Source organism: Mycolicibacterium neoaurum, from assembly GCF_036946495.1.
Classification (GTDB): Bacteria; Actinomycetota; Actinomycetes; order Mycobacteriales; family Mycobacteriaceae; genus Mycobacterium; species Mycobacterium neoaurum_B.
This window is the reverse complement of the sequence record NZ_JAQIIX010000002.1, coordinates 1,555,212-1,580,364: the sequence shown is the minus strand read 5'-3', so window position 1 is coordinate 1,580,364 and position 25,153 is coordinate 1,555,212. Positions and strand designations below refer to the sequence as shown.

Sequence of the window (25,153 nt, the reverse complement as noted above, 5' to 3'; positions counted from 1 at the left end):
CAGTAGTGGGGGACGTGTGCGTCGGTTAGCCGGTTTTGTGGTGCGGTGGCCGCTGGCCGTCATCGGTATCTGGGTGGCGCTTGCGGTGGCATTGCCACTGGCCGTCCCGAGTCTCAACGAGATGGCGCAGCGCAATCCGCTGTCCATGCTGCCGGGTGACGCGCCGTCGAATATCGCCGCCCGCCAGATGGAGGAGGCATTCCAGGAGCCGGGCACCGACGACCTGCTGTTGGTCGTGCTGACCGACGAGGATGGTCTCGGTCCCGAGCACGAGGCGACGTATCGCAAGTTGGTCGACGCGCTGCGCGATGACCAGGCCAACGTCGTGATGCTGCAGGAATTCATCGGAACACCCGCTCTGCGTTCGACTTTGACCAGCAAGGACAACAAGTCCTGGGTGCTGCCGGTCGGTTTGGCCGGAGCGCTGGGCACCCCGCAGTCGTATCGGTCGTTCGAGCAGGTCTCCGACCTCATAGAGCAGACCACCGCGGGCGGCCCGCTGGAGGTACACCTGGCGGGGCCGGCCGCGACCGTGGCGGATCTGACCGTCGCAGGCGAGAACGACCGGCTGCCCATCGAGATCGCCATCGCCGTGCTGGTGCTGCTGGTGCTGCTCATCGTCTACCGCAACCCGGTGACGATGCTGCTGCCACTGGCCGGGATCGGTATGTCGTTGCTGATCGCCCAGTCCTCGGTGGCCGGGCTGTCCGAACTGACCGGTCTCGGGGTGTCCAACCAGGCGATGATCCTGCTCAGCGCCATCATCTTCGGCGCAGGCACCGATTACGCCGTCTTCCTGATCAGTCGCTATCACGATTTCGTACGCAAGGGTGAGGACTCGACCGACGCGGTCCGCGCGGCCCTCGGTTCGGTCGGCAAGGTCATCACGGCCTCGGCGGCCACCGTCGGCCTGACCTTCCTGGCGATCAGCTTCGCCGAGATGGGCATCTTCTCGACTGTCGGCGTGTCCTCGGCCGTCGGTGTCTTCGTGGCCTATCTGGCCGCGATGACGCTGCTTCCCGCGTTGCTGACACTCGTGGGCCCACGGGGCTGGATCGCGCCCCGCAAGGAGTTGACCTCGCGGTTGTGGCGCCGTTCGGGAACGCGCATCGTGCGGCGGCCGTGGACTCATCTGGTGGGCAGCCTGCTGGTGCTGCTCCTGCTGGCCGGGCTGTCCGGTTTCGCCACCTTCAACTATGACGACCGCAAGTCCGTGGCCGATTCGGAGCCGAGTTCGCTGGGCTACGCGGCGCTGGAGAAGCACTTCGACATCAACCAGTCGATCCCGTCCTATGTGCTGATCCACTCTGACAAGGACTTGCGCAACCCGGCCGCGTTGGCGGATCTGGAGCAGCTCGCCGAGCGCATCACCCAACTGCCCGATATCCAGATGGTCACCGGTATCACCCGACCGTTGGGGTCGGTACCGCCGGAGTTCCGGGCCACTTATCAGGCCGGCATCGTCGGTACCCGGCTCGCCGATGGCGCCAAGATGATCAGCGACGGCTCCAAGGACCTCAACCGGCTCTCCAGTGGGGCGAACACCCTGGCAGGCAGCCTCGGCGATGTCCGCGGGCAGATCACCGATATCGCAGGCAGTCTCAAGCAGATGGTCGACGCGTTCGCCGCCCTGCGCGGTCAGTACGGTGGCGACAAACTGGTCAAGAACGTCGATGTGGCGGCCAAGCTGGTGGCCAGCATCAACCGACTCGGCAACTCCATGGGCGTCAACCTGATGGCGACCAGGGACATGTTCGCCTGGGTGCCTCCGGTGTTGGCAGCCCTGCACGGCAACGTGGTCTGCGATCTGGATGTCTCGTGCAGCCAGACCCGCATCCACCTCTCCCGGCTGGCCGCGGCACGCAACGATGGCACGTTGGACGAGATCGAGGATCTGGCCGGTCAGTTGGAGTCGTTGCAGGATCGCCAGTCCCTCAATGCCGCACTGCAACAGGTCGGCACCGCATTCACCCGGTTGACCAAGGCCATGCAGGCGATGGGCCTGGACAGCCCGGCCGGCGCCGAGGCGACGCTGGCCCAGCTGCAGCAGGGTGCCGAGCGTTCGGCCAGCGGCAGCAGGCAGGTTGCCGACGGCGTGGACCAGATCGTCGACCAGATCCAGCTGATGCGCTCAGGGCTGGACCAGGCCGCGGCGTTCCTGCTGACCATGGCGGAGAATGCCAACTCGCCGGCGATGTCGGGGTTCAACATCCCGCCCGAGGTGCTGCAGCTGGAGGATTTCAAGGCGGCCACCAAGGCCTACGTGTCGCCGGACGGTCATACGGCGCGCTATCTGGTGTTCACCAAGCTCGACCCGTTCAGCCCGGCCGCGATGGATCAGGTCAAGGTCATCGAGGACGCCGCGCGCGGCGCCCTGCCGAACACCGAGCTGTCGGACGCCTCGGTGTCGATGGGCGGATACCCGGTGGCACTGGCCGACACCCGTGACTACTACCAGAGCGACATCCGCTACATCGTGGTCGTCACCGTGATCGTCGTGCTGATCATCCTCATGCTGCTCCTGCGCGCGCTGATCGCGCCGCTGTATCTGGTTGGTTCCGTGGTGATCTCGTACTTCGCCGCACTGGGACTCGGCGTGCTGCTGTTCCAGGTGATCCTCGATCAGCAGCTGCACTGGTCGGTGCCGCCACTGGCGTTCGTGGTGTTGGTGGCGGTCGGAGCCGACTACAACCTGCTGCTGGTGTCCCGGATGCGCGACGAGGCCCCGGCGGGCAGATTCGGCATCATCCGCACCCTCAGCTCGACCGGTGGTGTCATCACCGCTGCCGGTCTGATCTTCGCCGCGTCGATGTGGGGCCTGCTGTTCTCCAGCATCGGTACTGTGGTGCAGGGCGGGTTCGTCATCGGCATCGGCATTCTGCTGGACACCTTCCTGGTCCGGACCGTCACCGTGCCTGCCATGGCCACGTTGGTCGGCCGGGCGAACTGGTGGCCATCTCGACTCACGGCACGAGGGAGCGGTAACGCATGAGGAAACTTCTCGCGGCGACCACCGCTCTCCTGACGATCGCGGCGACGGGTCCGTCGGCCGCCGGGATCGCGGCCGCCGAGCCACCCCCGCCGCCGCCCGCTCCCAGCCCTGCGGTGCCCGGCCCCGCAGGTCCAGGTAACGCCCGCACCATCGAGGGTCGCGGCTACGCGCTCGGCGGTGCGCATGTGCTCGGCATCCCCTACGACGAATACATCATGCGCACCGGCGCAGAGTGGTTCCCCGGCCTGAAGCGCCAGATCGTCGACTACCCGGCCGGCCAGGTCCAGGGCCACACCCTGGAGCGGTTGTTCCCCGGCATCGGGCGGCTGGACGATCAGTTCCCCGGTCTGGGCATCGACGGCCCGAGCTACGGCGAGTCCATCGATGTCGGCGGACCCAACCTCGTCAACGCCATCCGCCAGGGTGGCCCGGGCATGGCGATCGGCCTGTCCGAGGGCGCCTCCGTCCTTGAGGACGTCAAGATCAGGCTGGCCAACGACCCGACCGCCCCGCCGCCGGACCAGCTGGCGTTCGCGACCTATGGAAACCCGGTCGGCAAGCACGCCTTCGGTGAGAGCTTCCTGAGCCAGAACTTCCCGGTGGGCAGCGTCGTGCCGTCGCTGGATTATCGGATGCCGCCCGAGGTGGAGAGCCAGTACGACACCCACCTGTTCGTCTCGGCCTATGACAGCATCGCCGACTGGCCACAACGCTCGGACAACTGGATCTCGGTGGCCAACGCCATCGTCGGTCTGGCGACCGGCCACACCGCCGTCGCCTTCACCAACCCGAAAATGGTTCCGCCGCAAAACATCCGTACCACGGTGAACTCGCGCGGGGCGCGCACGACGACGTACATGATCCCCGAGGAGCACCTGCCGCTGGTGTTACCGTTCAAGTATCTCGGCGTCGACCAGAAGACCCTGATCGAGCTGGACAAGGTCCTGCAGCCCTATGTCGATGCCGGTTACACCCGCAACGACAATCCGGCGACGGCGCCGATCACCGTCGATCCGGTGAACGGGTACGACCCGGCCGAGGTCACCGCGCCGGCCACCCAGGCCGCATTCGGTGGCGGGGCCGATCCGGTATCGCAGTTGATGGCCGGGCTGCAGTACGTCCTGAACAACCAGCCGCCGCCCAAGCCCTAGCGGTCAGCTACAGACCGGCGAACCCCACTGCCAGCAGCACCAGGCCCACCACGGCGACCAGTGCCGCCACCGCGCGCCTGCCCTGCGACCGCAGCCAGTCGTTGAACCCGGCGAGCGTGGCCCTGGTGCGCTCAGGTGCCAAAACGTAAGCGATCAGCGGGATTTCGACCAGCGCGAAGGCCACGGTGTTGAACACCAGCAGGGCGGCCAGTTGGGTTCCGACGCTCACGTCGGCGGCACCGATGACGGCAAGGGCGGCCAGATAGTCCACCGAGGGCAGCGCGATCCCCAGCCCCGCCGCACCCGCCACCCACAGGGAGCGCCCGTCCAGGGCCCGACGCACCCAATCTGGCGGGGTGCGTGGCTTGCCCTTGGTGGCGGCGATGATCGCGGCGACCAGCAGCGCGCCAACCCCGATGACGATCTGAACCTTGGGCAGCGTGAACCGGGCGGAGTCCGGCAGGTGGGCATCCAACACCAGCAGCACCACCGCACCGACGATGAGGCCCATGGAGAAGCCGCCTGCCAAGAAGGCGGCCAACTGTAGTTGCGGGCGTGGTCGATTCAGCATCACCACCGACATGCCGACGCGGAAGGGCTCCAGGCTGACCGCGACAGCCATGACCAGGAGGGTGATCCACATCGGGACGCGCTACGCGTCCAACCGGACGAACTGCCCCTGTCGGTACAGCTGGACACACGCCGAGCGGCGGATCTTGCCGCTGGTGGTGGTCGGGATCGAGCCAGGCTCGACCAACACGATATCGGCAACCTGCAGACCGTGCGCGCGCGAAATTGCGGCAGTCACGGTGCTTTTCAGGTCATCGAGGTCTTGATCGCGATTCTTCAGCTCGACCACGGTGACCAGTTTCTCGGCCTGTTCGTCGGCCACCGCGATCGCCGCCACCCGACCGCGGGTCAGATCCGACACCGTGGCCTCGATATCGTCGGAGTAGTGGTTGCGGCCGCGCACGATGAGCATGTCCTTGATGCGGCCGACGATGAACAGTTCGCCCTCGGAGATGAATCCGCGGTCCCCAGTGCGCAGCCAATCCGTCGCCGGTGTATCGGTGGGGCCGTCGACAAGCGTTGCGCCGAAACCGGTTCCGGTCTGGTCGGGCTTGCGCCAGTACCCGGCGGACACGTTCGCGCCGTGCGTCCAGATCTCGCCGACGGTGCCGTGCGGGCATGGTGTGCCGGTCTCGGCGTCGACGATCAGGACCAGCGGGGAGGATTCCGGCAGGCCGTAGCGCAGCAGCGGTGTGCCGCCCGGTGCGCGGACCGCGTGCCCCTGCGCCAGCTGATCGGTGTCGAATTCCACGGCCTTCGGTGCCCGCCCACGGCTACCGCTGGCGACGAACACCGTCGCCTCGGCCAGACCGTAGGACGGCATCAACGCTTCCGGCGGGAAACCCAACGGGCCGAACCGATCGGTGAACCGGGCGACCGTCGGCGGGTGCACCCGCTCGGCGCCGCAGATGATGCTGAGAACACCGGAAAGGTCCAGGCCCTCGGTCTCGGCTTCGGTGGTGCGCCGGGCGGCGAGGTCCAGCGCGAAGTTGGGTCCGCCGGTTACGACATGGGAATGTCGCGCCATGGCCTGCAGCCAACGCACCGGGCGGGTCAGGAACGCGATGGGGCTCATCAGATCGGCCTGGGTGCCGGCCAGGATCGGGGCCGCCACGCCCAGCATGAGGCCCATATCGTGATAGAAGGGCAACCAGGACACCAGCGCACTGTGCGGCGGGAACACGCCGCCGAACTGGGGCAGGTAATCGGGCATCAGCTGATCGAAGTTCGCGACCAGATTGTCATGGCTGATCATCACCCCGGCCGGGGCGCGGGTGGACCCCGAGGTGTACTGCAGATACGCGATGTCCGGGCCGTCGGGGATGTCCGCGGTATCGGTGGGCTCACGGCCGTCGAGATCCAGGGTGTCCACCGACACCACCGCGGTCATCGCCGCCCCGTCGTCGACGTACTGGGTCGCGATATCCGAGAGTGCGGCCGTCGTCAGCACCACCGCCGGTTGGGTGTCGGCGACAACTGCGCTGGTGCGCTCGTCGTGTGACCCGGGGACCGGCGCCGAGAGCGGTACGGCGATGAACCCGGCCTGCATGGCGCCCAGGAACGCAACGATGTAGGGCAGGCCCTGGGGCGCGATGATCAGCGCGCGTTCCCCGGGTGCGCCGTGTTGACTGATTTCCTCGGCCAGATTGCGGGTGCGGCGGTAGAGCTGACCCCAGGTCAGCGTTTCGGGCACACCGTCGGGATCACGGTCGTAATCGGTGAAGGTGAAGGCAAGGCCGTCAGGTGTGTCACCAGCGCGGTCCCGCAGCACGGTCAGGATGGACGCGTTGGGCATGGGGGTCAGGCTACTCAAAGGTTGTGGTCAGCCTGAGCGTGACCATGGCACTCGGCGCGGATCGGGGCCAAGATGAAGGTGTGTCCTGTCTGTGGGCGCAGTTTCCGCTCGCGCGCGGTCACCCCGATCGCGCCGTGGCGAACCGTTACATGTGAAGATGGAAGTGTTATGAGTGACACTGAACTGAGCCCGGCCTCGCTGCGTGAGGCATTCGGGCATTTCCCGACCGGCGTCATCGCCATCGCCGCCGAGGTCGACGGGGTGCGGATCGGCCTGGCGGCCAGCACGTTCGTGCCGGTGTCGCTGGACCCGCCGCTGGTGTCGTTCTGCGTGCAGAACTCGTCGGAGACGTGGCCCAAACTGAAGAATCTGCCGTCGCTGGGCATCAGTGTGCTCGGCGAGTCGCATGACGCGGCAGCGCGCACGCTGGCGGCCAAGACCGGTGATCGCTTCGCGGGTCTGGAGACGCAATCGCGCGAGACCGGTGCGGTGTTCGTGCACGGCACCAGCGTGTGGCTGGAGAGCACAATCACCCAGGAAGTGCCCGCGGGCGATCACACCATCGTCGTGCTACAGGTCAGCGATATCGTCGTCCACGATGTGCCGCCGATCGTGTTCCACCGCAGCACTTTCCGCAAGCTCGGCAGTTAGGGCCTGGCGGCCAGCTGTTCGCGGTATCCGCTGATCCGCCGGTCCAGTTCGGCGGCGTCACCGGAGCGGCCCTCCTTGCGGGCGAGCTGCGCACGGACCGTGAGCTCTCGGATGGCGGTGCGAATATCGTTGACGCTGATCGTTTCTCGATGTGACATGAGCTTGCCTTCTCATCGCTGATCGGACGGTTGTGGTCTGTGTCACCAACCGTACGCCTCATGTCCAGCGGCGCCCAGGTATCGCGCCGCGGTGTAAGCGGGGGCGTCACCGCGACGGTGCATGGAGATCGAGAATTCGGTCGGAAACTCGATCTACGCGCACGCTCGGCGCGCGTACGCGTTGACACTGCGCCCAGGGTGCGGGTTACTCACACTTCTGCGCCGTGAGCACAGAGTCAGCGGCAGGATCTAACGTCTGAAGAGCTTGTTGCCCAGCCAGACGATCGGGTCGTACTTGCGATCGGCCACACGCTCTTTCATCGGGATCAGCGCATTGTCGGTGATCTTGATGTGCTCGGGGCATACCTCGGTGCAGCACTTGGTGATGTTGCAGTAACCCAGCCCGAACTCGTCCTGCGCCATCTCCTGGCGGTCGACGGTGTCCAAGGGATGCATGTCGAGTTCGGCGATGCGCATGTGGAACCGCGGACCGGCGAAGTTCTCCTTGTTCTCCTCGTGATCACGCACCACGTGGCAGACGTTCTGGCACAGGAAGCACTCGATGCACTTGCGGAACTCCTGGCTGCGGTTCACGTCCTCCTGCTGCATCCGGTACTCGCCGGGCTGCAGATCCTTCGGCGGGGTGAACGACGGGATCTGGCGCGCCTTCTCGTAGTTGAAGGACACGTCGGTGACCAGATCACGCATCACCGGGAAGGTCCGCAGCGGCGTGATCGTGACGGTCTCGTTCTCGTCGAAGGTCGACATGCGCGTCATGCACATCAGCCGCGGCCGGCCGTTGATCTCCGCCGAACACGACCCGCACTTGCCCGCCTTGCAGTTCCACCGCACGGCCAGGTCGCCGGCCTGGGTGGCCTGCAACCGGTGCACGATGTCGAGCACCACCTCGCCGTCGTTCACCTCGACGGTGTAGTCCTGCAGGTCACCGCCTGACTCGTCGCCCCGCCATACCCGTAGCTTTGCGTTGTAAGCAGCCATGATCAGCCCTTCCGGTCCGGGTGTTCGGCCAGTTGGTCATCGGTGTAGTACTTCTCGAGCTCGGACAGTTCGAAGGTGGCCAGTAGGTCGGGCCGCATCACCGGTTGTTCCTCGGGGGTGACGACGACGTCGGGGACCACCGGGTCGCCCGGCTTGTCACCCGCACCGTCGACTGTCTTGCAGACCAGCAGCTTGTTCCGCCAGGTGCGGTCCATCTGCGGATGGTCGTCACGGGTGTGACCGCCACGGCTCTCGGTGCGCTGCAGTGCGGCCTTGGCGACACACTCGCTGACCAGCAGCATGTTGCGCAGGTCGATGGCCAGGTGCCAGCCCGGGTTGAACACGCGGCCGCCCTCGACGGCGACGTTGGCGTAGCGCTTCTTCAACTCGTCGATCTTGACCAGTGCCTCCTGCAGCTCTCCCTCCTTGCGGATGATGCCGGCCAGGTCGTTCATCGACTCCTGCAGCTCGGCATGCAGGGTGTAGGGGTTCTCCGGGTTGGCCTTGGGCTCGAACGGATCCAGCGCCAGCTCGGTCGCCCGGTTGAGCGCATCCTCGGACACCTTCGGCCGGGTGTCCGCGGACAACGCCCGCACGTAGTCGGCCGCACCGAGTCCGGCGCGCCGGCCGAACACCAGCAGGTCCGACAGCGAGTTGCCGCCGAGGCGGTTGGAGCCGTGCATGCCGCCCGAGCACTCCCCGGCGGCGAACAGGCCCGGCGTTGCGGCGCCACCGCTGTCCGGGTCGACCTCGATACCGCCCATCACGTAGTGACAGGTCGGACCGACCTCCATCTCGTCTTTGGTGATGTCGACCTCGGCCAGCTCGATGAACTGGTGGTACATCGACGGCAACCGGCGCTTGATCTCCTCGGCCGGCATGCGCGAGGCGATGTCCAGATACACCCCGCCGTGCGGAGTACCGCGCCCCGCCTTCACCTCTTCGTTGATGGCGCGGGCCACCTCGTCGCGGGGGAGCAGGTCAGGGGTGCGGCGCGCGGAGTCGTTGTCCTTGAGCCACTGGTCGGCTTCCTCTTCGGTCTCGGCGTACTGACCCTTGAAGACGTCGGGGATGTAATCGAACATGAAGCGCTTGCCCTCGGAGTTCTTCAACACTCCGCCGTCGCCGCGCACACCCTCGGTGACCAGGATGCCCTTCACCGACAGCGGCCAGACCATGCCGGTGGGGTGGAACTGGATGAACTCCATGTTGATCAGGCCGGACCCGGCGCGCAGCGCGAGGGCGTGGCCGTCGCCGGTGTACTCCCAGGAGTTCGACGACACCTTGAAGCTCTTACCGATCCCGCCGGTGGCCAGCACGATCGCCGGCGCCTCGAACAGCACGAACTTGCCGGTCTCGCGGTAGTAGCCGAAGGCCCCTGCCACGCGATCGCCGTCTTTGACGATCTCGGTGATCGAACACTCGTGGAACACCCGGATGCGCGCGTCGTAGTCGCCGAGTTCGCGCTTGTCCTCCTGCTGCAGGCTGACGATCTTCTGCTGCAGGGTGCGGATGATCTCCAGACCGGTGCGGTCGCCGACGTGCGCCAGCCGGGGATAGGTGTGTCCGCCGAAGTTGCGCTGGCTGATCTTGCCGTCCTTGGTCCGGTCGAACAGCGCTCCATAGGTTTCCAGCTCCCAGACCCGGTCGGGGGCCTCCTGGGCATGCAGTTCGGCCATCCGCCAGTTGTTCAGGAACTTGCCGCCGCGCATGGTGTCACCGAAGTGCACCTGCCAGGAATCCTTGGTGTTGACGTTGCGCATCGCCGCGGCGCAACCGCCCTCGGCCATCACGGTGTGTGCCTTGCCGAACAGCGATTTCGTCACCACCGCCACGCGCAGGCCACGTTCGCGGGCCTCGATCACCGCGCGTAGTCCCGCCCCGCCGGCACCGATCACGACCACGTCGTAGGTGTGCCGTTCCAGGTCACCCATTGAAAATCCTCACTAATCCGTAATTGAGCTGTCAGCCAACGAATCTCAGGTCGGGGAACCAGCCCGCAGCCAGAGACATGACATAGAAGTCGGTGAACATCAGGGTGCCCAGGGTGATCCACGCATACAGCTTGTGCCGGGTGTTCAGCTTGCTGATCTGCGTCCACATCCAGTACCGGACGGGATGCTTGGAGAAGTGCTTGAGGCGCCCACCCGCGACGTGCCGGCAGGAGTGGCAGGACACCGTGTAGGTCCACAGCAGCACTACGTTGATGACGAGGATGAGATTGCCCAGACCGAAACCGAATCCGCCGTCGGGCTTGTGAAAGGCGATGATCGCGTCATAGGTGTTGATCACCGAGATCAGCACCGCGAGGTAGAAGAAGTACCGGTGTGTGTTCTGGATGATCAGCGGGAACCGCGTCTCACCGGTGTACTTGGCGTGCGGTTCGGCGACGGCGCACGCGGTGGGGGACTGCCACACCGAACGGTAGTAGGCGCCACGGTAGTAGTAGCAGGTCAGCCGGAACAGCAGCAGGAACGGTAACGACACCGCCGCGTAGGGCAACCACCAGACATCCGGGAGGAACTGGCCGAAGTGGCTGGCCTCGGGCACGCATCCGGTACTGACGCACGGTGAATAGAACGGGGTCAGGTACCCGTACTCGGCGACGTAGTAGTTGTTCTGCATGAACGCCCGCACCGTCGCGTAAATCACGAACGCGGCGAAACCGAGATCGGTGATCAGCGGAGACTTCCACCACGCATCAGTGCGTAGTGTGCGCTCCTTGATCTTCGCTCTGGTTGGTGAGAAGACGCCGGTACCTTGAGGATTCGAGGTCGGTGCGCTCACTGATTCCCTCTTCTTCTGTTGTGTCGGGGCTCTTCACCCCTGCGGTCTAGCGGCTGCCGCCGAGACCCTCGTCATCGACACCGCTCCAGAAGTCCCTGGAGTAGTCGTGATCGGGGATGGTGATCTTCTCGGCGGCACGGGGGTGCGCTGGGGCTCCACGCATCTCCAGTTCCGCGGCATCGATGTCCAACCGGTCGATATCGTTGAGCATGCGTTCGGCGTCGTTGACGATGCGGCGCATCGCAGGGGCGTCGCCGTATCGGGCGCGCAGCGATGTGACGCAGCGGCGAAGGTTGCCGATGAGTTCGTGCAGTTCGGCAAGCTCAGTCGTGGTGGACAAGGGTGACCTCCTTGGGCTGAAGGGTGTCAAGGATCACAGTACGCATTCGATGTTAGCCACAACACGCAGTTGAGAGTGAGACAGATCACGTCTACATCGCAGAAAGGCTCGTAAATGTCGAACGACGACCTCAAGCAGAAGGCTGACGCGCTGCTGGCGCTGCACCGCCCCGGTGACCCCGCGATACTGCCGACGGTATGGGACGCCTGGTCGGCAAAAACCGTGGTCGAAGCGGGTTTCACGGCGTTGACCGTGGGCAGTCACCCCGTCGCCGATTCCGTCGGCAAGCCCGATGGCGAGGGGATGAGTTACGACGATCTGGTCACCCGGGTCGCCCAGATCACCGGCGCGGTCGATGTCCCGATCTCGGTGGACATCGAATCCGGCTACGGCGAGTCGGCGGCTCGTCTGATCGAGGGACTGCTGTCGGCCGGCGCGGTCGGACTCAATATCGAGGACACCGTGCACTCCGAGGGTGGGCGCATCCGGTCCGACGAGGACCACGCCGCGTTGGTCGGGGAGTTGCGCAAGGCCGCTGACGCCGCCGGCGTGCACGTCGTCATCAATGCGCGCACCGATCTGTTCCTGCGTCAGGTCGGCGACGAGGCCGACCGGTTCGACCGTGCGGTGCACAAGCTGAAGCTGGCCGCCGAGGCAGGGGCGGACAGTCTGTATCCCGTCGGCCGCCATGACGACGACACCTATCGCCGCCTCGTCGAAGCATTACCGCTGCCGGTCAACGCGATCGCGCTGCCGGGGCAGGACGACCCGGCTCGGTTCGGACCGCTGGGCGTGGGCCGGATCAGCTTCGGCCCGTTCCTGCAGGGTGCGCTGACGAGCCGCATCACCGAGCTCGTCGACCCCTGGAAGTAGTTCCCGCCCAACCGAACAGAACACGGCGAGGCCCCGCGACATGTCGCGGGGCCTCGTTTCGTGTTGCCTACTTGGTGGTGATGGCGATGCGCTGGGGCTCGGTGCCGGCATACACGCCGGCCACCCGGACTGTCAGCACCCCGGCCTCGTAGGACGCGGTGACGGCCTCCCCGGTGACCTGCGCGGGTACCTTGAATGACCGCCGGAACGCGCCGTAGCGGACCTCGGAGAGCGTGCGGCCCTCGGAATGCTCGTCGCGGCGCTCGCCGTGGATCACCAGTTGCCCACGGTCGAGCTCGACGTGCACATCCTGGTTCACATCGACGCCGGGCAGCTCGAGACGGACGACCGCGTCGTCACCGTCACGAACCACCTCGGCGGCCGGATGGAAGTCCGCCGAGACCGGCGCGGGGTTGCCGAAGAAATCGCGCAGCCAGATATCGACCGGCGACGCGGGACGGGTACGTACGGGGGTGCTGCTCATGGGGATCGTCTCCTGTTCCTCGTGCTGATGGTGTCGGTGCGACCAGCCCTGTGCCGGTCCTCTGAATAGTGAACTTGAGTCGGTGACGCTTAAGTTCCAACTGGGCGTTCGCCGTCAGCGAAGCACTCACACGTTCCGCGCCGGACATGTGAGGAAGCCGTGACGGCCACTTCACACGAGGGCACATTGCGGCAATATCGGCTTTCTACCGTCTCCGGTATGAAGGCAGCCAAGCATGTGATCGTGGTCGGACACGGCATGGTCGGACACCGCTTCGTCGAGGCCCTGCGGGCCCGCGACACCGAGGGGATCTGGCGGATCACGGTGCTCTCCGAGGAGGCCGATGCCGCCTATGACCGCGTCGGTCTGACCGGTTACACCGAGCACTGGGACCGCGCGCAGCTGGCGCTGCCCGGCAACGACTATGCCGGTGATGGCGCCGTGGCGTTGCGGCTTGCCATGCCCGCCAAGGCCATCGACCGGGAAGCCAAGACGGTGACCACCGTCGACGGGCAGTGCCTGAGCTATGACGCGCTGGTGCTGGCCACCGGCTCGTATGCCTTTGTGCCCCCGGTGCCCGGGCATGACCTGCCGCACTGTCACGTCTACCGCACCCTGGACGACCTGGATGCCATCCGCGCGGGCTCGCTCGCCGCGGCCAAGTCCAAGACCCCCGTCGGGGTGGTGATCGGCGGTGGGCTGCTCGGGCTGGAGGCGGCCAATGCGTTGCGCGCCTTCGGGTTGCAGACCCACGTTCTGGAAATGTCGCCGCATCTCATGGCCGCCCAGCTCGATCCGGCCGGTGGCGCCCTGCTCAACCGGATGATCCGCGGACTCGGTATCGAGGTGCACACCGGTGTCGGCACCGAGACCATTGCGCCGACGCAGCGCAACAGGCCGCTGCGCAAGTCCCAGGATGACGATGGCGTTCGCCTCACCCTCAACGATGGCACCACCATCGACGCCGGAGTGGTCGTCTTCGCCGCCGGTGTGCGTCCCCGTGACGAACTGGCCCGCGCCGCCGGTTTGGACATCGCGCAGCGTGGTGGCGTGATGACCGACCGGGGTTGTGTGACAAGTGATCCCGATATCTACGCAGTCGGCGAGGTCGCCGCCATCGAGGGCCGCTGCTATGGCCTGGTCGGGCCGGGTTACACGAGCGCCGAAGTGGTTGCCGACCGATTGTTGGGCGGCGCCGCCGAATTCGGCGAAGCCGATATGTCGACCAAGCTCAAGCTGCTCGGCGTGGACGTCGCCAGCTTCGGTGACGCACAGGGCCGCACCCCCAACAGCCTCGACGTCGTCGTCAACGATCCGGTGAAACAGACCTACGCCAAGCTGGTGCTCTCCGATGACGCCAAAACTCTGCTGGGTGGGATCCTGGTCGGCGACGCCTCCTCCTATGGAGTGCTGCGCCCGATGGTGGCCAGCGAACTGCCCGGTGACCCGTTGTCGTTGATCGCGCCCGCCGGTGACGGCGGTGCGGGCGCGCTGGGGGTCGGCGCGCTGCCTGATATAGCCCAGATCTGCTCCTGCAACAACGTGACCAAGGGCGATCTCAAGGAGGCCATCTGTGGCGGCTGCACCGATGTCGCCGGTCTGAAGAAGTGCACGCTGGCTGGCACGTCCTGCGGTTCCTGCGTGCCGCTACTCAAGCAGTTGCTGGAGGCCGAGGGTGTCGAGCAGTCCAAGGCCCTGTGTGAGCACTTCAGTCATTCCCGCGCCGAGATGTTCGAACTCATCCGGGCCACCGAGATCCGCACGTTCTCCGGGCTGATCGAGAAGTATGGCACCGGAAAGGGTTGCGATATCTGCAAACCCACGGTCGCCTCGATTCTCGCGTCGACCAGTTCCGACCATGTGCTCGACGGTGAGCAGGCCTCGCTGCAGGACTCCAACGACCATTTCCTGGCCAACATCCAGAAGAACGGCAGCTACTCGGTGGTGCCCAGATCACCCGGCGGTGAGATCACCCCCGAGCAGCTGATCCTGATCGGGGAGATCGCCAGGGACTTCGACCTGTACACGAAGATCACCGGTGGCCAGCGCATCGACATGTTCGGTGCCCGGGTGGACCAACTGCCTGAGATCTGGCGGCGTCTGGTCGAGGGCGGCATGGAGTCCGGGCATGCATACGGTAAGTCGCTGCGCACCGTCAAGAGTTGTGTCGGCAGTACCTGGTGCCGCTACGGGCAACAGGATTCGGTCGACATGGCCGTCGAGATCGAGAAGCGCTACCGCGGTCTGCGCGCACCGCACAAGATCAAGATGGCGGTATCCGGTTGTGCCCGCGAATGCGCCGAGGCGCAGAGTAAGGACGTCGGCATCATTGCCACCGAGCAGGGCTGGAACCTCTATGTATGTGGCAACGGTGGGATGTCGCCCAGGCATGCCCAGTTGCTCGCCGGCGATCTGGACGACGAGACGCTGATCCGCTACATCGACCGGTTCCTGATGTATTACATCCGTACCGCCGACCGGTTGCAGCGGACCGCACCGTGGCTGGAGGCGCTCGACGGTGGACTGGATCACGTCCGCGACGTGGTCTGCAACGACTCGCTGGGCCTGGCCGCCGAGTTCGAGGAGGCGATGGCCCGGCACGTGGCCGGCTACGCCTGCGAATGGAAAGGCGTTCTCGACGATCCGGAAAAGCTCTCGCGCTTCGTGTCCTTCGTCAACGCTCCCGAGGTGGCCGACCCGACCATCGAGTTCACCGAGTCCTCGGGACGCAAGGTACCGGTCGCCATCGGTATGCCGAAGTTCACGCCGCAGGAGGATGCGAAATGACCATCACTGATGATCGTAAAGACCTTGCAGCCAACACGAATACGGTCTGGACAACAGCATGCCCGCTGGACCGGTTACTGCCCAATCGGGGCGTCGGGGTGTTACTGCCCGGCGGTCTGCAGGCGGCCCTGTTCCGGCTCGACGACGGCTCGCTGCATGCGGTGGGCAACATCGACCCGTTCTCCGGTGCGGCCGTGATATCGCGCGGCATCGTGGGGGATCGGGGCGGGCGGGCCTGCGTGCAGACTCCGATCAAGAAGCAGGCATTCGCCTTGGATGACGGAGTCTGCCTTGACGATCCGGCGGTATCGTTGCCGGTCTACCGGACCAGGGTCACGCCGGACGGTCTTGTGCAGATCGCTGCGTGACCGCGGCCGCCCACTGGGCGTCGCGGCCGGGACCGGGATGGCGCACCACGTCACCGCGGCGCTGCAGCACGGTCAGGTTGCGATACACCGACTCGATGACCGCGACCGAATCACCCTGTCGCAGAACGTAATCTCGCAACTCGGCCGTCGTCATGGGCCGATTTTCCTGTTGCAACGCGCTCACCAAGTGCGCGCGCAAACGCTCACTCTGCCCCACCGAAGCCATTTGCACGATCCTAGCCCAGCAGATGGGCCGGGCCCGAATCGGCTGGTCAGGCGGCGGTCGACAACCGGAAGGCGGCGGCGCGGCGGAACCGGCTGGCGATCAACCGGACCATCCCCGGGTGGATGCCCAGCGGGTCGGCAACCAGGTCGGCGCCCGAGTTGCGCAGCCGGTCCTGGAACAGCCCGTCGGCCAGCAGGTAGGACGCCACCGCGATCCGTCGGCCACGTGCCCGTGCCGCCTGCACGGCATCGGTCACCGTGGGCGCACCGGTGGCGGCGTAACCCAGTTCCACTCGGTCACCGATCAGGGCCGACAGCATGGCCGCGGTCTGGCGCAGGTCGGATTGTGCGCTGCGATCCGATGTGCCCGCAGCGGCCATGACCACCGAATCGCCCGGGCGCCAGCCGGATTCCTGCAACCGGTCGGCGAGTACGCGCACCGTGCCATGACACGGGCCCAGGGGTGGGGTCACTGTCACGGCCGGGTGTGTGCTGGCCGCGACGTGCGCCGGGACGTCGGCGCGAACATGGTAGCCACCGGCCAGGAAGGCCGGCACCACGACAGCGGGCCGGTCGGCGGGCACTCTGTCCAAGACCTCCGTCGGTGTCGGCCCCAATACATCGACGAAAGCCACATGGACCTCGCGATCCAGCAGATCCGAGACACGTTCGGCCAGTTGGCCGATCATGTCGACACCGCCCGGTTTGCGGGTGCCGTGGGCTACCAGCACCGCGGAGACGTCGCGATTCATGACACTCCCATCGGGTACTCATCGACGGCCAACCGGTAGCCCCGCTTGACCACGGTTGTCACGATGTTCTTGTCACCCAGTGCGTTTCGTAACCGCAGCACTGCGGTCTCGACGGCGTGGGTGTCGGTGCCACTTCCCGGTAGCGCATCGAGAAGATCCTGGCGGGACACCACCGAGCCCGGCCGATGAGCGAGGGCGCGGATGGTGGCCATCCCCGCCGGCGGTAGTTCCTTGACCACATCGTCGACCAGTACGCAGGTGCCGCGGATCTCCAGCAGATGCCCGGCCACCCGCATCCGGCGTGACTGCAACAGCGGCAACTCGTCGGTGATGTGGCGGGCCAGGGCACCCAGCCGCATCCGTTCCGGAGCGGAGGTGGGCACCCCCAGGCGGACCAGCGGACGGGCGGTGATCGGGCCGACGCACATCGCGTGCACGTTGGTGCGCAGGGCGTCCAGCACCGCCGGCTCCACGCCGAGATCGGTCGCGCGCAAGAGCAGGGCAGCGACCGCCGGGGCGGAGGTGAAGCTGACGGCGTCGAAACGCTGGTCGGCAATGCTCAGCACCAATTGATCGAAGGGACCGTTGCGCGGCGCCGGGTTCCATCGATACACCCGGATGGGCACGACGTCGGCACCCGCGGCGCGCAACTCGTCGAGGAACTCGGGGAAGGGGTCCCAGTCGTCGTTGGTGCCGTGCAACTGAACGGCGATGCGCATGCCGACGATGCCGCCCTCCAACAGGTAGTGCAGCAGCTCACGGGAGGACTCGGACTCCGGGGACCATTCCTCTGGCAGACCGGCGGCGCGCAGTGCGCCGGTGGCCTTCGGTCCCCTCGAGACGATCCTGGCGTTGCCGAGCGCGGCGGTCAGATCATGGGCAAGGCCCCAGCCGTCAGCGGCCGCGATCCAGCCGCGGAACCCGATCCCGGTGGTCGCGATCACGATATCGGGCGGGGACGCGATCAGCGCCTCCGTATTGGCCCGCAGCTCGTCGTCATCGGGTAGCGGCACCATCGTGATGGCGGCGGCACTGGTCACGTCGGCACCGCGCCGGGTGAGCAGGGCGGCCAGCTCTTCACTGCGTCGCGCCGAGGTCACCGCCACCCGGAACCCGGTGAGCGGCGCCCAGTCAGGTCCAGTCATGTCACCTGTGTATTCAGTCGGTGTTTCCGGGCTGTTACTCCGCGATTGCGCGCGGGTGTCGCCGCAGGCCGTGCTGCGGTGGCTGCGGGCAACATCGATCTGAGGCTATGAGCGCTTTGTTGCGGGGGCGCTGCTGTCGATAACCCGGCCGTGAACTTCCGCTCACCATGGCGCGTTGCCGGCGGTGAGGTCCTGACCAGGCATTACCAGACGTCGCCTGCGCGCCAATCACAGCTGAGCTCCGCGCTGGTGTCCAGTTCGACAGTGACGGGAAGGACGTACACACCACCATCGTCGTCCGGGGTGCGGGTGGTACCGCTCGGCGCCAGCACCGAGGTGGGCCCCTGCCACTGCTGCCAGCCGCGCGGCAGATACAGCTGCATCCCGGCTTCCGAGGCGCCGAGCGCACCCAGCTGGTAGGCCCCGCGCAACACCTGTTCCAACGCATCCATGATGGCGGTGCCCAGGCCCTGCCTACGCCAGTCCGCGCGGACCGCAACGGCCTCGACGTAGCCGCACCGTAGCGGCATATCGCGGTACAGCAGCCGGCGTTGGACGACGGCTCCATGGGCGATGATCGCGCCACGGTGAAAGATCAGAGCGTGCATGCCGCCGAGCGCGTGCTCCCAGTCCGAATCGTCGAAGGTGTCCTCGGTGTCATCGGCGAAGGCCTCGACGACCATGCGGCGGGCGTCCGTGCGGGTTTCGGCGTCCAGGTCGGCGGTGTGGATCAGCCGCGCGGTGTGGACGTCGCGGACCGCGGTCGGTCCCGGTGTGTGACTGCGCACACAGCCGTTTCTACCATCAAATGTCGTGCGGGAGGCGCGGCCGCGACCAGTGCAGCCGGACCGTCTGTCCGGGGCGCACCTGGCCCAGTTTGTCGATGTCCTCGTCGGTGACCACGCCGATCACCGGGTAGCCACCGGTCACCGGATGGTCGGGGCCGAGGATGACCGGAAAACCGTTGGGCGGTATCTGGATCGCCCCGCGGGTGGCGCCCTCGCTGGGCAGCTGCCGATCGGGTCGGCGGTGCTCCAGCGGCATCCCGACCAGTCGCATGCCGACCCGGTCGCTGCGGTTGGTCACCAGCCAGTTGGTGCGGACCAGGATGTCGGGATCGACGAACCAGTCGTCACGCGGGCCCGGAACGACCTGGAGGTCCACGATCTCCGGTGAGATGGACCCCACGGGCGCCTGGTCGAGCTCGGGGAAGTCGGTGCTGTGTTCCCCGATCGGCAGCATGTCACCGACGCGCAGAGGTGCCGGGCCGATCGCCGACATCACGTCATAGCTGCGTGAACCGAGCACCGGGGCCACGTCGATCCCGCCGCGCACCGCCAGGTAGCTTCGCAGTCCGGAGTGCGGTGCTCCCAATGAGATCACCTCACCGTCGCGCGCGTAGTGGATGCTGTTGGTGCCGAAGGGAACTCCGTTGACGGCCGGGTCGGTATCGGCGCCGGTGACGGCGATGGTGACATCCCCGCCGTGTACGCGGGCGGAGAATCCACCGAAGGTGACCTCGACGGTCGCGTGCTCACCGGGGTTGGCGACCAGTCGGTTGGCCAGGGTGTGCGCCCGCCGGTCGGCGGCGCCCGAAGTGGTCACCCCCATATGCGCCATACCGGGTCTGCCGAGATCCTCCACCAGGGCCAGCGGTCCGGTGCGCAGTACTTCCAGCGTGACGCTCATGATGCCGCCCGGAACGCGACGGTCATCCCCGGCGTGAGCAGGGCGGGCCGGTCGCGGGTGACGTCGAACAGAACTGCCGATGTGCGTCCGATCAGCTGCCAGCCACCGGGAGACTCGCGGGGGTAGACCCCGCTGAATTCGCCTGCCAGACCGACTGATCCGGCCGGAACCCGGGTCCGTGGCTCGGCGCGACGGGGCACCTGCAGTCGCGGGTCACCACCGATCAGGTAGGCGAATCCCGGTGCGAAGCCGCCGAATCCGACCTGCCACAGCGTGCCGGTGTGGGCGGCGACCACCTCGGCGGCGCTCAGGCCTGTCAGCTCGGCGACCTCGGCCAGGTCGTCACCGTCATAGGTCACCTCGATCACGACGTCGGGCTGGGCCGCCTTGCCGTATGCGTCGACGGAACGCTGCAGGCGCAGGGCTTTGAGCCGTTGCCGGGTGGGGGCCAGATACCGTGGGCCCGCCAGTGTCACCAGGATCGTCCGGGAGGCGGGCACGATGTCGAGGACGCCGGGCAGCCCGGCGCTCTTCAGCGTGTCGGTCCAGGCCAATACCGCCGCGGTGCCGTCGAACTCGAGCAGCAGCGCCTGATCGCCGTAATCGCGAACGGTGCCCAGATCACCGGGCACGTGGACATCCGTTGTCAGCGTCATCTACCGAAGCTACCGCCGGGTAACGTGGCGTTCGACGTGTCTGAGGGGTTTGACAGAGGAGCCTTAACAAAGGTTCATACGCGCGTTCACGCGACCGGCTGATAGGTCGGTTCGCGACGCTTGACCATCGCGATCACCCGGTAGGTGACGGGCAGCAGCACCACCTCGACGATGGTCTTGTAGAACCATCCCTGCGCGGTGTAGATCAAGAAGTCGCTGAACGAGGTGATACCGATGACGCTGGCCGCGATGGCGCAGAACACGACCGTGTCACCGAGCTGCCCGACGAAGGTCGACCCGACAAGACGTGCCCAGAGATGCTTTTCCTTGGTCCGTTCCTTGATGAGCACCAACGACCAGGCATTCAGTGTCTGCCCGACGAGAAAGCCGGCCATGCCCGCGATGATCAGCCCGGTATAGGCGCTGACGATGTTCTCCAAGTGTTCCTGGTTCGGGTAGAAATCTGCGGCCGGCAGGTACACGGTTGCCCAGAACGCTGCGGCGGCAAGGGCATTCATCGCAAAACCGGTGAGGATCGCGCGCCGGGCCGCCTTGAATCCGTAGACCTCGGACAGTACGTCGCCGATCACATAGGTCAGCGGGAAGACGATGAACCCGCCGTCGGTGATGATCGGGCCGAACTCGACGCCCTTGGTGGCGGTGACGTTGGAGATGATCACCAGTGCGGTGAAGACCGCTACGAAGATCGGATAGTAGGCCGAACCGACCTGCGCGTAGGACGGGCCATGTTGGGTGTCGTTCGGACTGCTCACCCGGATATCTTGTCAGGCCAGCGCGGGCCTGAGCATGGCCGGGAGCTGGTCGGCGACCGCGGGCAGCGACAACGGCGAACTGAAGGCGATCGCCGCGGCCAGGTCGCGGCCGGTGAAGACGTTGCGTGCGCCCCGTTCGGCGATGATGGGGTCCGCGGTCAGCACCGCAGTCTCGGCGTCGTCGGCGCACCAGATGAGAACATCGGCCGCGCCGAGCACCTGCGCCATCCGATCGCGCGGCACGGTGGCGTCGGTGTCGGCCACGGTGAAACCGAGCTGGGTCAGGAACTCGGTGCGCCAGCCCGGTGGCGTCACCACGACGTCGCCGCCCTCGAGGCTGCCCTGCAAGAGCAGCGCTCGTTTGCCCTTGAACTGGGGGTTTTCGGTACCCGCGGTCGTGAACCGGGTGTCGATGTCGGCGATCAGCCGGGTCATCTCATCGTGTTTGAACACCGCGGCGCCGATGGCTGCGGCCTGCTCCTTCCACGGTTCGAAGAAGGCCTGCGTCCCGGACTGGGCGATCGTCGGCGCGATATCGGACAACCGGTCGTAGGTGTCACGGTCCAGGCCGGCGTTGGTCGCGATGATCAGATCGGGATCGAGTGCCGCGATGGCGTCGACGTCGATACCGTTGTCGAGGTTGAGCACCACCGGTCGGGCGGTGCCGAGGGCCGGGAGCGCCCATGGCCAGGTGGCGAACGGCTGCCCACCGAACCATTCGGTCACCCCGACGGGGATGACGCCGACGGCCATCAGGCAATCCTGACCGGTCAGCCCGGCGCTGACCACCCGCGTGGGCGGCGCGGGCACGCGGGTTTCGCCGAATGCGTGTTGGACGGTGACGGACCCGTCGTCGGCGACGGCGCCTGGCCGAGGCTCGGAGCTGCACGCGGCAGCGGCTGCCGCCGATCCGGAGGCAAGCGCCAGCAGGAAACCTCGCCGGGACCAGGGTGTCGGCACGCCGTGAGCGTAACCCGCTTGCGGACCGGCTACACCGTGAAGTTTCCGAAGAGCAGCAGAGCCAGACCCAGGGCGGCCACGATGTTCACCACGGTTGCGGAGGCGAACAGGGCGATCGGACGCCATCCGGCCTCGCGCAGTCCGCGCAGCGAGAATTCCAATCCGATGGCGACGAATGCGAAGATCAGGAACCAGGTGCGCAGATCGTTGACGGTGGCGATGTTCACCTTGTCGCCGCCGAACTGCAGATACAACGTCCCGATGATCGATGCCGCAATGAACCCCAGTACGAACTTGGGGAAGCGGTCCCAGAACTCGCGTAGCGAGGGTCGTGCTTGTGCGCCCGCCTTTCGTTCCACCTTCAGCGCGAAATAGGCGGTCAAAGCGATCGCGACGATGCCGATCAGCGCGTTCTGGGTGGTCTTGACGATGGTCGCGATCTGCAGCGCATCCTCGCCGGCGAGCGCACCGGCGGCTGCCACCGCAGCGGTGGTGTCGATATTGCCGCCGATCCACGCTCCGGCCACGGCATCGGACAGTCCGAACACCGTTGCCAGCCAGGGTAGAAGGAAGATCGACGGGAGGGCGAAGATGATCACCAAGGACGCGGCGTAGGCCAGCTGTTCGCGTTTGGCCTGCACCGCGCCCGCAGCCGCGATGGCAGCGCTGACGCCGCAGATGGATACCGCCGAGGCGAGCAGTGCGCGCAATTTGTCATCCAGGCCGAGGCGTCCGCCCAGCCACCAGGTGAAGCCGAAGACGATGCTGATCAGTAGCAGCGCCTGGACGATCGCCGGGCCGGCCGCGGTGACCAGCAGCTTCAGGTTGATCGATGCGCCGAGCAGCACCAGCCCGGTCTTGATGAAGAACTCTGTTCGGAATCCGCGTGAGAGTGCCTCCCGCAGAGCGACTTTGGACAGGATGACGTTGCCAAGCAGCCCCAGTGCGATGGCGTAGACCGGGAACTCGATCGACTTGGCAACCTTGGCCAGCGGGCTGTCGGCCGCCCAGCCGGGTACCTGCTGCTCCAGGAATCGGGTGGCCGCGCCGAGCGCGATGACCACCAGCACGCCCGCTACTGCGTAGGGGAGTTGCGATGAGCGCGGGTCGGTCTGCTCGTCGGCGGTCGTGTCGACGGCCTCGGTGTGGGTCACGGGATCATGCTGCCCGGGATGGCACCGACCAGTACCAGTGCCAGCAGGGTGAGGCCGACGATGACGGCCAGCCAGTCCTCGTTCACCTTCACGGGTTGAGCCATCTGCCGACGATAAGGCCGGCGTGATGGGCGGTCAGGGGTTGTGATCAGCAGGAGTCCATATGGGCGCGTGCTACCGCTTCAGGCCGCGCAGGAGCACCGCCAGACCGAACTCGAAGGCGTCCTCGGCGCGGTCCGGGCCCGACCCGGTGGCCAACGCGGCCGCAAGTTCCGGGCCGACATCGGGACTGGACCCCCAGGGCGCCGCGGGCGCTGCGGCGTCCAGCGCCGAACCGAGGACGAAGGAATCGATGAGCGTGATGACGCGCAGACTGTCGGCGGAGCTGAACCCGGCGGCCGCCAGCGTCTGTGCCAGGGCGTTGTACATCGCGACGGCGTGCGTGCTGGCGATCGGGTAAGCGGTCAGCAAGGGGATCAGCCTCGGGTAACGGGCATAGCTGCGACGGTAGGAGCGCATGATGTCGGCGACGACGTCGATCCATGGCCCGTCGGTAGCGGGAAGGGCCACCGCGCTCATGGCCTTTTCGCGGAGCAGCTCGACGATCTGCTCGCGCCCGGTGACGTGGTTGTACAACGAAGACGGGCTCACCTTGAGCGAGCGGGCCAGTTCGGGGATGGTGAATCCGCCGGTGCTCTCGACCAGATCCATTGCGGCATCGGCGATCCGGTCGATGGACAGAATCGCCATCCGGGGTCGTCCCACTGGTCGATTTCCTTTCGGCTCTTTACAACGGCATCGCCGCCTCTCACAATAAACGAAACCAATTCGTTTTAGGAGTGTCGACATGCTCATTCTCACCGCCGAGCCCGCTGAACCGCTCTCCCGGACCGCCGAGTCGCGACGGCCGCCGGTGCGCGTCGCACTCGTGCAACACCGCTGGCGCGCCGATGCCGCCGAGCTGATCGGGGTGCTCAACGACGGCATCGCCCGTGCCGCTGACGCCGGCGCGACTGCGGTGTTCCTGCCGGAGATCACGCTGTTGCGCTATCCCGCCGATACCCGGGCCGGCGCCAACCCCGGTGACTCGGCCGAGAACCTGCTGGACGGTCCGACCTTCTCGATGGCCGCCGAGGCGGCACGCCGACACGGCATCTTCGTGCACGCCTCCTTGTACGAAAAGGCGCCGGACGCCGACGGTCTCGGTTTCAACACCGCGATCCTGGTCTCGCCGGCGGGCGATCTGGTCGGGCGTACCCGCAAGATGCATATCCCGATCTCGGCGGGCTACTACGAGGACACCTACTTCCGTCCGGGACCGGCGCAGGACGCGTACCCGGTGTATGCGCCGGAGGGGTTGGGTGCGCGGGTGGGCTTGCCGACCTGCTGGGACGAATGGTTTCCTGAGGTGGCGCGGAGTTATGCGCTCGGCGGCGCTGAGATCGTCGTCTATCCGACCGCCATCGGATCGGAACCGGTGTTCCCCGCGTTCGATACCCAGCCGCTGTGGCGGCACGTCATTGTCGGGCACGGCATCAGCAACGGACTGTTCATGGTCGTGCCCAATCGGACCGGGGACGAGGGCACGCTGTCGTTCTACGGGTCCTCGTTCATCTCTGACCCGTACGGCCGGGTGCTGGTGTCGGCGCCCCGTGACGAGGAGGCGGTGTTGATCGCCGATCTGGATCTGGATCAGCGTCGTGATTGGCTGGAGCTCTTCCCGTTCCTGCTGACGCGTCGTCCGGACAGCTATGGCGCGCTGACTGCACCGGTGGATGTCGAGCATCCCTACGGCGCGGGGCACGCGGCCACGGCGGTGGTCAAGTGAGTGACCGGCCGAACCA

At 66.4% G+C, this 25,153-nt stretch carries 25 protein-coding genes; 7 read left to right on the top strand and 18 right to left on the bottom strand.

Annotation, left to right across the window (positions count from 1 at the left end; all coding sequences use genetic code 11):
• Positions 1-16 precede the first annotated feature (16 nt).
• Together PGN27_RS13035 and pe are read left to right on the top strand one after the other, a co-directional pair.
• The gene (locus PGN27_RS13035) at positions 17-2,992 is read left to right on the top strand and encodes an MMPL/RND family transporter (RefSeq protein WP_030136838.1); all 2,976 of its coding nucleotides are present in this window, start codon (positions 17-19) and stop codon (positions 2,990-2,992) included.
• Positions 2,989-4,143 (top strand): acyltransferase PE, encoded by a 1,155-nt coding sequence (gene pe / locus PGN27_RS13030; protein ID WP_036463413.1) that lies wholly within the window; start codon positions 2,989-2,991, stop codon positions 4,141-4,143. The genes PGN27_RS13035 and pe overlap by 4 nt, the downstream gene beginning before the upstream one ends.
• A 7-nt stretch (positions 4,144-4,150) precedes the next feature.
• Here pe and PGN27_RS13025 read toward each other — a convergent pair whose 3' ends face one another.
• The gene (locus PGN27_RS13025) at positions 4,151-4,786 is read right to left on the bottom strand and encodes a GAP family protein (protein ID WP_335326483.1); all 636 of its coding nucleotides are present in this window, start codon (positions 4,784-4,786) and stop codon (positions 4,151-4,153) included.
• A gap of 9 nt (positions 4,787-4,795) precedes the next feature.
• The gene (locus PGN27_RS13020; RefSeq protein ID WP_335326482.1) at positions 4,796-6,508 is read right to left on the bottom strand and encodes an AMP-binding protein; all 1,713 of its coding nucleotides are present in this window, start codon (positions 6,506-6,508) and stop codon (positions 4,796-4,798) included.
• A gap of 168 nt (positions 6,509-6,676) precedes the next feature.
• Between PGN27_RS13020 and PGN27_RS13015 the strand changes: the two genes are divergently transcribed.
• Positions 6,677-7,159, top strand: a complete 483-nt coding sequence (locus PGN27_RS13015; RefSeq protein ID WP_335326481.1) for a flavin reductase family protein — start codon at positions 6,677-6,679, stop codon at positions 7,157-7,159.
• Here PGN27_RS13015 and PGN27_RS13010 read toward each other — a convergent pair.
• The 5 genes from PGN27_RS13010 to PGN27_RS12990 form a co-directional block, all read right to left on the bottom strand.
• Positions 7,156-7,317 (bottom strand): hypothetical protein, encoded by a 162-nt coding sequence (locus tag PGN27_RS13010; RefSeq protein ID WP_335326480.1) that lies wholly within the window; start codon positions 7,315-7,317, stop codon positions 7,156-7,158. The genes PGN27_RS13015 and PGN27_RS13010 overlap by 4 nt on opposite strands.
• A gap of 249 nt (positions 7,318-7,566) precedes the next feature.
• Positions 7,567-8,316: a succinate dehydrogenase/fumarate reductase iron-sulfur subunit gene (locus PGN27_RS13005; protein WP_030136842.1), complete on the bottom strand. Its 750-nt coding sequence runs from the start codon at positions 8,314-8,316 to the stop codon at positions 7,567-7,569.
• A 2-nt stretch (positions 8,317-8,318) separates the two neighbouring features.
• Positions 8,319-10,250 (bottom strand): fumarate reductase/succinate dehydrogenase flavoprotein subunit, encoded by a 1,932-nt coding sequence (locus PGN27_RS13000; RefSeq protein ID WP_335326479.1) that lies wholly within the window; start codon positions 10,248-10,250, stop codon positions 8,319-8,321.
• Positions 10,251-10,281: 31 nt separating this feature from the next.
• Complete coding sequence (locus PGN27_RS12995; protein ID WP_036463417.1) at positions 10,282-11,103, bottom strand: succinate dehydrogenase subunit SdhC; 822 nt, start codon at positions 11,101-11,103, stop codon at positions 10,282-10,284.
• Between the two features lie 46 nt (positions 11,104-11,149).
• The gene (locus PGN27_RS12990) at positions 11,150-11,443 is read right to left on the bottom strand and encodes an Rv0250c family protein (RefSeq protein WP_019511717.1); all 294 of its coding nucleotides are present in this window, start codon (positions 11,441-11,443) and stop codon (positions 11,150-11,152) included.
• A gap of 114 nt (positions 11,444-11,557) precedes the next feature.
• Here PGN27_RS12990 and PGN27_RS12985 point away from each other — a divergent pair, with 114 nt between their 5' ends.
• A complete protein-coding gene (locus tag PGN27_RS12985) occupies positions 11,558-12,316 on the top strand; it encodes an isocitrate lyase/PEP mutase family protein (protein ID WP_036463418.1) in 759 nt (252 codons plus the stop codon).
• Positions 12,317-12,383: 67 nt separating this feature from the next.
• Here the strand turns inward: PGN27_RS12985 and PGN27_RS12980 are convergent, their stop codons facing one another.
• A complete protein-coding gene (locus PGN27_RS12980) occupies positions 12,384-12,800 on the bottom strand; it encodes an Hsp20/alpha crystallin family protein (RefSeq protein WP_030136846.1) in 417 nt (138 codons plus the stop codon).
• 219 nt (positions 12,801-13,019) lie between these two features.
• Between PGN27_RS12980 and nirB the strand changes: the two genes are divergently transcribed.
• Positions 13,020-15,587, top strand: coding sequence for a nitrite reductase large subunit NirB (gene nirB / locus PGN27_RS12975; RefSeq protein WP_335326478.1), 2,568 nt, complete (start codon positions 13,020-13,022; stop codon positions 15,585-15,587).
• The gene (gene nirD / locus PGN27_RS12970) at positions 15,584-15,955 is read left to right on the top strand and encodes a nitrite reductase small subunit NirD (protein WP_241472441.1); all 372 of its coding nucleotides are present in this window, start codon (positions 15,584-15,586) and stop codon (positions 15,953-15,955) included. Before nirB ends, nirD begins: the two co-directional genes overlap by 4 nt.
• On the opposite strand, the gene PGN27_RS12965 is transcribed toward nirD, so the two are convergent.
• The 10 genes from PGN27_RS12965 to PGN27_RS12920 all read right to left on the bottom strand — a co-directional run bounded on the left by PGN27_RS12965 (position 15,921) and on the right by PGN27_RS12920 (position 24,074).
• Positions 15,921-16,109 (bottom strand): hypothetical protein, encoded by a 189-nt coding sequence (locus tag PGN27_RS12965; protein WP_042509514.1) that lies wholly within the window; start codon positions 16,107-16,109, stop codon positions 15,921-15,923. The genes nirD and PGN27_RS12965 overlap by 35 nt on opposite strands.
• Positions 16,110-16,227: 118 nt before the next feature.
• Positions 16,228-16,932 carry a sirohydrochlorin chelatase gene (locus PGN27_RS12960; RefSeq protein WP_335326477.1) on the bottom strand — a complete coding sequence of 235 codons (705 nt, stop codon included), beginning with the start codon at positions 16,930-16,932 and terminating at the stop codon, positions 16,228-16,230.
• Positions 16,929-18,077 (bottom strand): uroporphyrinogen-III synthase, encoded by a 1,149-nt coding sequence (locus PGN27_RS12955; RefSeq protein WP_335326476.1) that lies wholly within the window; start codon positions 18,075-18,077, stop codon positions 16,929-16,931. The genes PGN27_RS12960 and PGN27_RS12955 overlap by 4 nt, the downstream gene beginning before the upstream one ends.
• 203 nt (positions 18,078-18,280) lie before the next feature.
• On the bottom strand, positions 18,281-18,865 hold the full coding sequence (locus tag PGN27_RS12950) for a GNAT family N-acetyltransferase (protein WP_051937426.1): 585 nt from the start codon (positions 18,863-18,865) through the stop codon (positions 18,281-18,283).
• A 16-nt stretch (positions 18,866-18,881) separates the two neighbouring features.
• The gene (locus tag PGN27_RS12945; protein ID WP_030136853.1) at positions 18,882-19,766 is read right to left on the bottom strand and encodes a 5-oxoprolinase/urea amidolyase family protein; all 885 of its coding nucleotides are present in this window, start codon (positions 19,764-19,766) and stop codon (positions 18,882-18,884) included.
• Positions 19,763-20,422 (bottom strand): 5-oxoprolinase subunit B family protein, encoded by a 660-nt coding sequence (locus tag PGN27_RS12940; RefSeq protein ID WP_036463421.1) that lies wholly within the window; start codon positions 20,420-20,422, stop codon positions 19,763-19,765. The genes PGN27_RS12945 and PGN27_RS12940 overlap by 4 nt, the downstream gene beginning before the upstream one ends.
• A gap of 86 nt (positions 20,423-20,508) precedes the next feature.
• Positions 20,509-21,195: a queuosine precursor transporter gene (locus PGN27_RS12935; RefSeq protein ID WP_019511707.1), complete on the bottom strand. Its 687-nt coding sequence runs from the start codon at positions 21,193-21,195 to the stop codon at positions 20,509-20,511.
• Positions 21,196-21,207: 12 nt separating this feature from the next.
• Entirely contained in the window at positions 21,208-22,155 is a 948-nt protein-coding gene (locus PGN27_RS12930; protein ID WP_335326475.1) for an ABC transporter substrate-binding protein, read from the bottom strand.
• 29 nt (positions 22,156-22,184) lie between these two features.
• The gene (locus PGN27_RS12925) at positions 22,185-23,309 is read right to left on the bottom strand and encodes a YeiH family protein (protein WP_335326474.1); all 1,125 of its coding nucleotides are present in this window, start codon (positions 23,307-23,309) and stop codon (positions 22,185-22,187) included.
• 174 nt (positions 23,310-23,483) lie between these two features.
• Positions 23,484-24,074: a TetR/AcrR family transcriptional regulator C-terminal domain-containing protein gene (locus PGN27_RS12920; protein WP_418888595.1), complete on the bottom strand. Its 591-nt coding sequence runs from the start codon at positions 24,072-24,074 to the stop codon at positions 23,484-23,486.
• 82 nt (positions 24,075-24,156) lie between these two features.
• Here PGN27_RS12920 and PGN27_RS12915 point away from each other — a divergent pair, with 82 nt between their 5' ends.
• A complete protein-coding gene (locus PGN27_RS12915) occupies positions 24,157-25,137 on the top strand; it encodes a nitrilase-related carbon-nitrogen hydrolase (RefSeq protein ID WP_335326472.1) in 981 nt (326 codons plus the stop codon).
• Positions 25,138-25,153: the final 16 nt, after the last annotated feature.